This is a genomic window from Pseudomonas sp. Sample_23, from assembly GCF_004307595.1.
GTDB lineage: Bacteria > Pseudomonadota > Gammaproteobacteria > Pseudomonadales > Pseudomonadaceae > Aquipseudomonas > Aquipseudomonas atacamensis.
Genome location: NZ_RCNX01000029.1, coordinates 32,803 through 39,396 on the forward strand (window position 1 = coordinate 32,803; position 6,594 = coordinate 39,396).

The 6,594-nt window shown below is 61.1% G+C and carries 6 protein-coding genes; all 6 read right to left on the bottom strand.

The genetic code is table 11. The features are described from left to right. Positions 1-2 precede the first annotated feature (2 nt). On the bottom strand, positions 3-2,489 hold the full coding sequence (locus tag D8U82_RS06120) for a phage tail tape measure protein (protein ID WP_130901875.1): 2,487 nt from the start codon (positions 2,487-2,489) through the stop codon (positions 3-5). 146 nt (positions 2,490-2,635) lie between these two features. Next, entirely contained in the window at positions 2,636-2,947 is a 312-nt protein-coding gene (locus D8U82_RS06125; protein WP_122612002.1) for a phage tail assembly protein, read from the bottom strand. A gap of 11 nt (positions 2,948-2,958) precedes the next feature. Next, positions 2,959-3,462, bottom strand: coding sequence for a phage major tail tube protein (locus tag D8U82_RS06130; protein ID WP_122612001.1), 504 nt, complete (start codon positions 3,460-3,462; stop codon positions 2,959-2,961). 12 nt (positions 3,463-3,474) lie between these two features. Then, positions 3,475-4,644, bottom strand: a complete 1,170-nt coding sequence (locus D8U82_RS06135) for a phage tail sheath family protein (RefSeq protein ID WP_130901876.1) — start codon at positions 4,642-4,644, stop codon at positions 3,475-3,477. A gap of 103 nt (positions 4,645-4,747) precedes the next feature. Continuing rightward, entirely contained in the window at positions 4,748-5,338 is a 591-nt protein-coding gene (locus D8U82_RS06140) for a DUF4376 domain-containing protein (RefSeq protein WP_241668045.1), read from the bottom strand. Then, positions 5,301-6,594 (bottom strand): phage tail protein (locus D8U82_RS06145; RefSeq protein ID WP_130901877.1); only part of this gene is annotated, 1,294 nt, incomplete at its 5' end. The genes D8U82_RS06145 and D8U82_RS06140, both read right to left, overlap by 38 nt.

Consider the following 6,594-nt stretch of genomic DNA (forward strand, 5'->3'; position numbering starts at 1 on the left):
GATCACACGTGCGGCGCATCGAACAGATTGCGGCTTTCCTGCTGCTTGGCCATGTCGCGGTAATACTGATCGAGCTGCGGCTTGATCTGCGCGAACAGTTGATTGCCGTCCTTGACGTCACCGTTGACCGTCAGCGAGAACGGCGCACTGATCGCCACGTTAGACTCGACCTTTGGCGCCGGCGCACTGGCCGGCGCTGCCTTGGCCAACGGCCCCAGCTTGGCGTCTGCACTGGCTTCGGGCAGCATCATCGAGCGGCCCACATCGCCGGGCTTTGCCGATGCGCTGGCCACTGGCGCCGCGCCCGGCGCGGCCATCATCAATGGCGTAGCAGGTTTGGCAAAAGACTTGGCGATATCGCCCATCACCGGCGCAATGTCCTTGCCGGCGTTGGCCATCATCAACGGCCCGGCGTCCGGCATTTTCTTCGCGGCATCATCGGCACCGAACAGCGATTTGCCGACAAAGCCGCCCAGGGAGTCGCCGCCCATGTTGCCCAGCACGCCACCGATCAAGGCGCCGATCGCCGTACCGATCACAGGCACCACCGAGCCGATCGCGGCACCGGCCGCCGCACCAGCGAGCGTGCCCGCCAAACCGCCAGCCGCCGAGCCGTAGCCCTCGGCTTTCTCGTCCTGAGTCTCGGCGTTCTGATAGGTGTCATAGGCCTTGAAACCAGCGTCAGCCACCGCGAGAACCGCCGTGCCTTTGACCGCTGACCCGATGCCCATGCCACGACCGAAACCGCGACCGCCCCTGCCTTTCCCCTTTCCGCCCTTTTCCTTCTTGCCGTCGCCGGCATCGACGTCGGCCCCGTCCAGACCACCACCCGCACCACCTGCCGGCAGGTTGGTCACGATTACTTTTTGCGGGATGTTCGGGTTACCCATCAGCGAGCCACGGCCGATGTTCATCAGCCCCTTGGCCATCTTGAGGCCGCTCATGGCCGTAGACAGGCCGAGGATGCCAGCGGTGGCCAGCCCGATCGCAGACACCAGTCGCGGCGACTCGTCGGACAGCTTGGCCAGCCCGCGCGCGACAGAACCGATCCCGTCTACCACGGCGTCCGTCACCGGGCGCATGGCGTCGCCGATCGCGCGCATCGAGTCGTCGAGGCTCTGCACCATTTCCGACTGTTTCTGCGCCGACGACTGGCGGCGCTCTTCCAGGTTCTTATCCAGAATCCCGGTCGCGCTGGCCGACTCCTTTTTAAGCTTGTCGTACAGGTCCTTGTTCTGCATGTACGCGGTCAAGGCGCCCTTGACCTGCATGTCAGCGAACAGGTCGCCGGTACGCAACGCCGATTCCAGCGAGGCGATCATGGCCTTGGCTTTCTCGGGGTCGGATTCCTTGCTGATTGCGGCCGTCGCCTTGGCCATTTCGGCGGCCTTCTTGGGGTCGGTCGCCTCAATGTATTTTTGGGCCAGCGCGAAGCTGGATTCCAAGGTGGACTTGCCGTTTTGAAGGCCGGTATTCATCGAGCCTTGATAATCGATGCCGGCCTTTTCGTAGGCCTTCACCGTGTCACCGGAACCGATTTTCTCCATCCAGTTTTTGAGGTTGTTCGCCGCCTCGTCGGAACCGCCGGCCGTCTTCATCTGCACCTGAAGCATCGAACCCAGTTGCGTCACCGAGTCCATGCCGGTGATCCCGAGCTTGCCCATACCCGCGAGCAGTTCAGGGAACCAGCGCGCCATGTCCGCCGCCTCAAAGCTGCCCGCCTGCCCTTGGTAGGCGATCGCCTCAAGCGCCTTTTGCATCATTGCAGGGTCGGTGATCTTGGCGTTTTGCCCCAGGGCATTGATCATCCGGGCGGTTTCGGTGCCATCCGAACCCTGCCCCACAGCGAACTTGGCCGCCGTCGGTGCGTAGGCCAGCGCCTTGTCCAGCTCCATGCCGGCACCCACCAGGGCGTTGACCACCTCGGCCACCTGATTGCGCGCCATGCCGGTATCGCGTGACGTGTCGATCACGGTCTTGGACAGTGTCGCCTCTTCGGGCGTGTTGGCAATGTTGGACTTGATCGCAATGTCACGAATGATCGCGCCGTAGTCCGCGCTGATCTTCGTCGGGACAGCCATCAGCGCCGTGGCGGCAGTCGCCCGCCCGATACTGCTGCGCATCTGCTGCTTGCCTTCGTCGAGCTGCATGTGCCCTTTGGCCTTCAGCTCGGCACCCTGCGCAATCTTGCCCATCTGGGTGTAAGCCTTGCCGAGGTTGCGAACCTCAACGCCCTGCTTTTTCAGCGCGGCCAAGTTGGCTTCCAGCTTCTTGCGCAGATCCTCGGCGCCCTTCTCGCCGGCCATGTGCGCCTTTCGAAACTCGGCTTGCAGGCGCATGGTTTCGCCAATGGTCTTTTCGAGGACCCGAGCCTTTTTACCGGTTTCTTCCAGCTTCTTGATACGGCCGGTGGCGTCCTTGAACGCCGCTCCCAGCGTCGAACTGACAGCCCCGCCAATCACCAGACCGAGCGCTAGTTTCTTGCTCATGTGCGTGCCCTATGTTCGCCGAGTTAAAAGCGGCTCAATCCCTGAGCCACCACAGCATCCGGTCAAAGGGCATGGCCTCAATCTCGGCGGCAGAGAAACCCGTCTCTCTCGCTAAGGTCTTGGCCGCTACCCGTTGGGACTCGGTGTTAAAGCTCGTCCTCTTCGACCAGGCGAAAATAGCCAGCCTGCAAGCGGTTGTAGTTCCGCTGAGTCAGGGCGGCGATTTCCTTTTCGGTCGCACCGAGCAGGCTGCACAGAATGTTGATTTCGATCTGCTCGTAATCACCCTTTGCCGTGGCAGTTGCCGCACGCGTGTCACGCACCGTCGGCGCTCGCATGGTCAGCTTGTCGACCTTGATGCCGCCGAAGTCGGCGGCCCCCTTCAAGGTGATGATTGCGCTGTCGTCACTGATTTCCAGCCAGGACGGGACTTTCTGTTCTGCGTTTTCTTGGGTCATGTTCTATTTCCTTACAGGCCGAGGGCCGAGCGTTCGGCGGCCAACTGGTCGACACCGTCGACAACCATGATCATTGCGAGCGGATCGATCTCGTACATGAGGCGACCGTCGATTTCGAGCTTGTAATACGTGAGTTTCACGGCGTGCTTGATTTCGCCCACGGTGGACGGCTTCCAGTCGCCCATGTCCACCTCTTTCACGCCGCCGCGCATGGTGACGATCACCGGTGTAATGCGGCCTTTCAGATCCGCGAAGGCGCCGCGAAACGTCAGGCTCGTGGCCGTCTGGTCAGCCAGACCGAAGAACTTCAGCGCCTCGCGACGCACGCCGTTGGTGGTAAAGGCCGATTCGATCTTTTCCATGCCCACGGCAAACTCGATCGGGGCGAACATGCCGCCGCCCTGATAGTCCTCGGTCTTCAGGGTCAGTTTCGGCAGGGTCAGGGTGGGCACGTCGCCGGAAAAGCTGACGCCGTCCACAAACAGGTTCATGTTCTTAAGAACTTGAGGAATCATCGGTAAGCCCCCTTAGGCTTCAAGCACTTCAGTCAGCCACTCGTTGGTGACCTCGATCAGGAAATTCGGGTTTTCAGCCGGCGGCACGTCGGTGAAACGGATGCGCCAATAAACCTTGCCCTGTTCGAGCTGGCTGGCCGTGTTCATTTCGGTGTCCGGGTAGACTTCAAAGTTGATGATCGCGCCGGCGTTCTTCTGGTCGCGCATGAACGCTTGCAGGCCTTCGGTCACGTCCTTGACGTAGGTTTTGGTGATCGAGCGGTCGACCGCCCATTTGTGGCCCGCCTGGATCGCATCCATCAGGATGTCGCAGGTACGAACGCGGGTGACAAACGACCATTTCGGATCACTCGACAGCGTGCGGTTACCCCACAGGCGATAGCCGCCGTCACGAATGATCGTGCTGACATTGGCGTTGTTGAGCAGGTTGGCCCGGCAGGTTTCGTCGCCGTCCAGGAACTCGATCGGGCGAGTGGTGCCGGTGATGCCGACAAACTCTTTGTTGGACGGCGAAGCCCAGTAGCCGTAAGTCGCATCGGTCCACGCGAACAGGCCCGCCACCCAGGCAGAACCCGGGGCATCGATTGTCGCGCTGGTCACCGTGTCCCAATACTGCACGCCCGGATCAACCAGATAGATGCGCTTGCTGCCGAACTCCTGGGCGTAGGCCAGCACCGCCTCGTCGGTCGTGTTCGGACCGTCGACAATCGCGATCGCGCGCAGCTTGGCGGCCAGTGCGTCCATGGCGGTCGCCACGGCCTGAGTGGCCGAATGTTTCGGGGCGATCAGCAACTTGGGTTGCGCGTTGTGCTTGCTCTTGCCATCAAGCAAAGCTTGCAGGCCGGTACGCTGGCCACCGACCAGAACGCCGCCGATGATCGCTGAGGTTTGCAGCGCGGCGTCTTCGAGCTTGGGCACACCGACAGCGACGATCACAGCCTTGGCGCGCACATAGATCGCCTGGGCGGCCTTGGTGATCGCCGAGTCGGCACCGAAAGCGGCGATCGCCTCGCGCTCGGACGTGAGCAGCACCAGCTCGCCGGCCTTGGCTGTGCCGCCGCCGAGAACGCCAGGGGTGAAGGTGTCGCAAAGACCGATGATCGAGGACGACGGCAGCGAGATAGTGCGCGCACCCGTATCAATCAGCGTGGTCGTCACGCCGTGAAAAAAAGAACCTGCCATATGGGTCAATCTCCAGAAACGAAAAAGCCCCGCATAAGCGAGGCTGTGAGGGTGTTCGTGTTACGCGTAACGGAAAAGAAAACGCCCCGTCAGTGCGGGGCGTCTATTGCAGCTCGGCCGGATCTGGCGGCGTAGAGTTCGGCCAGCCCTGCGACAGCATTTCGTCGTGATACTCGCCGGCCTCGATCGCGCGCAACAGCGTCAGCTCGCGGTCAAAGCAGGCTTGAACATGCGCCCGCACCGCCTTAGCGATCGTGATGATTTGCGCCGCGCCGATTTCGACAAACCCGCCGACCGTCTTGAAGTTGCAGCGGTATTCAGGATCGAGGACGGCGGACAACCCGGTACTGGCAATCAGCGCCTGACTATCTCGGGTCGTTTCGATTTGCAGGCCGTCGACATAGACGCCGATCGCTTCGCGCTTGAAGCGCTCGGCCGCAACCACTTGCGGATAGTTCGGCACCGCCTCGGGGAAAGGCTCTTTGACGATATTGCCCTCGACCAGACACCAAACCCCGTCGGTTTCTTGAGTAATCTGAAAAAACTGCGCTTCGCTCAGCCTTACAGCCGTCTCTGGAATTTGGTGCACGCCATCAATCAGGCAGGTTTGCAGCGTCGAGTCATCGTTAAATATTGCGTACTTCATAAGCACCCCTTTAATGGCCGATGGCGATGTAGCGTGCAGCCGACGCACCTTGGCCGTCAGTGCCGTTAGCTCTAACTGTTAGTGTTGTTTTGGATGCCATGCCTGATGCGGTCGCGTAGAGGGTTATGCCACCGAGTGCGCTAGCCGTTTTATCCCCCATGCTTACCACGGCTTGAAGCACCCCATTCGGGAACTGGATAGGATATGGCGCCGACAGATCGCCGGTGCCGCCGTTAACAGTACCCCACTGGATAATCAGCCCTCCCAGCCAAGTCGGGAAAACGATGTAGCCGTTAGCGGCCTTTTGAATCTGAAAGCCAAACCGCAGCTTTTTCGGCGTCACAATCGTGGCGTCATCGGTGCCGGCATCCGTCAGCGCCTGCGTGGCGATCTTGGCCGTACCCAGCTTGACTTCCGTTGCCTGCGTGGCCAAAGCCTCAAGCGCGGCAATGTCGATGTTCCCCTGATTGATTGGCGCGTTCCACGCCTTGATGCACCACATCACCGCCAAGTTGCGCGGGCGAGTAACGCCACCTGATGCCAGAAAATTCGCCGCGTTTGTGCCACTGGAGATAAACGTCATCCCCACACTTGGATAGTCGCCGGGGTTCGAGATAGTGTCAGCGCCACCGGCAATGGAACTCATGCGGATTGAGTCGACAGACGCGCCGGTCGATGGGTCGTCGAAGGTGGTCAGCGTCCCTTTCTGCCAGCTTCCAACCGTACGGCCCGCATCGATCCCGCGCCCATGATCCCAACCGCGCAGAAACTCGCCGCGCGATTCCGGCAAGCGAAAATTGCCGGCACCCTCGTCGCCTTTGTTGAAGGCCGTACCGAGGAACGCCGCCAGATCGGGATAGACGGCGATGCTTTTGACGCTGCCGTCCAGCTCCAGAAACCCGGGTGCGACCTTGTCGAGCGGAAACGCGACCGTTGCACCCACAGGCAAGGCCGAGGCCTGGGCAATCATCGCCTCGATTTCGGTCTTGGTGTAGCTGTCCTTGATGCCCATGGCGGCGAGCGTTTCCGGGTTATCGCCCGATACGACAATCCCGCGATCGTTGACCTTGACCCGGGTGAATTCGCCCGGCGTCTTGTTCTTCGGCAGCACTTCCAAAATGGCCGCGTCGACGTAGGCACGCGAGGCCAGCACAATCGCCGGGTCAATCTTGAGCTGAATATTGCCGGTGCTGGTGACGATGAAATTCATGCGCACAATCTGCGTGCGGCCCGATCCTTGCGACAGCATCGGCTTGAAGCTTGGCGCGCAGTTGGCCACCGCCACCAGATCGCCGTCGGCATCG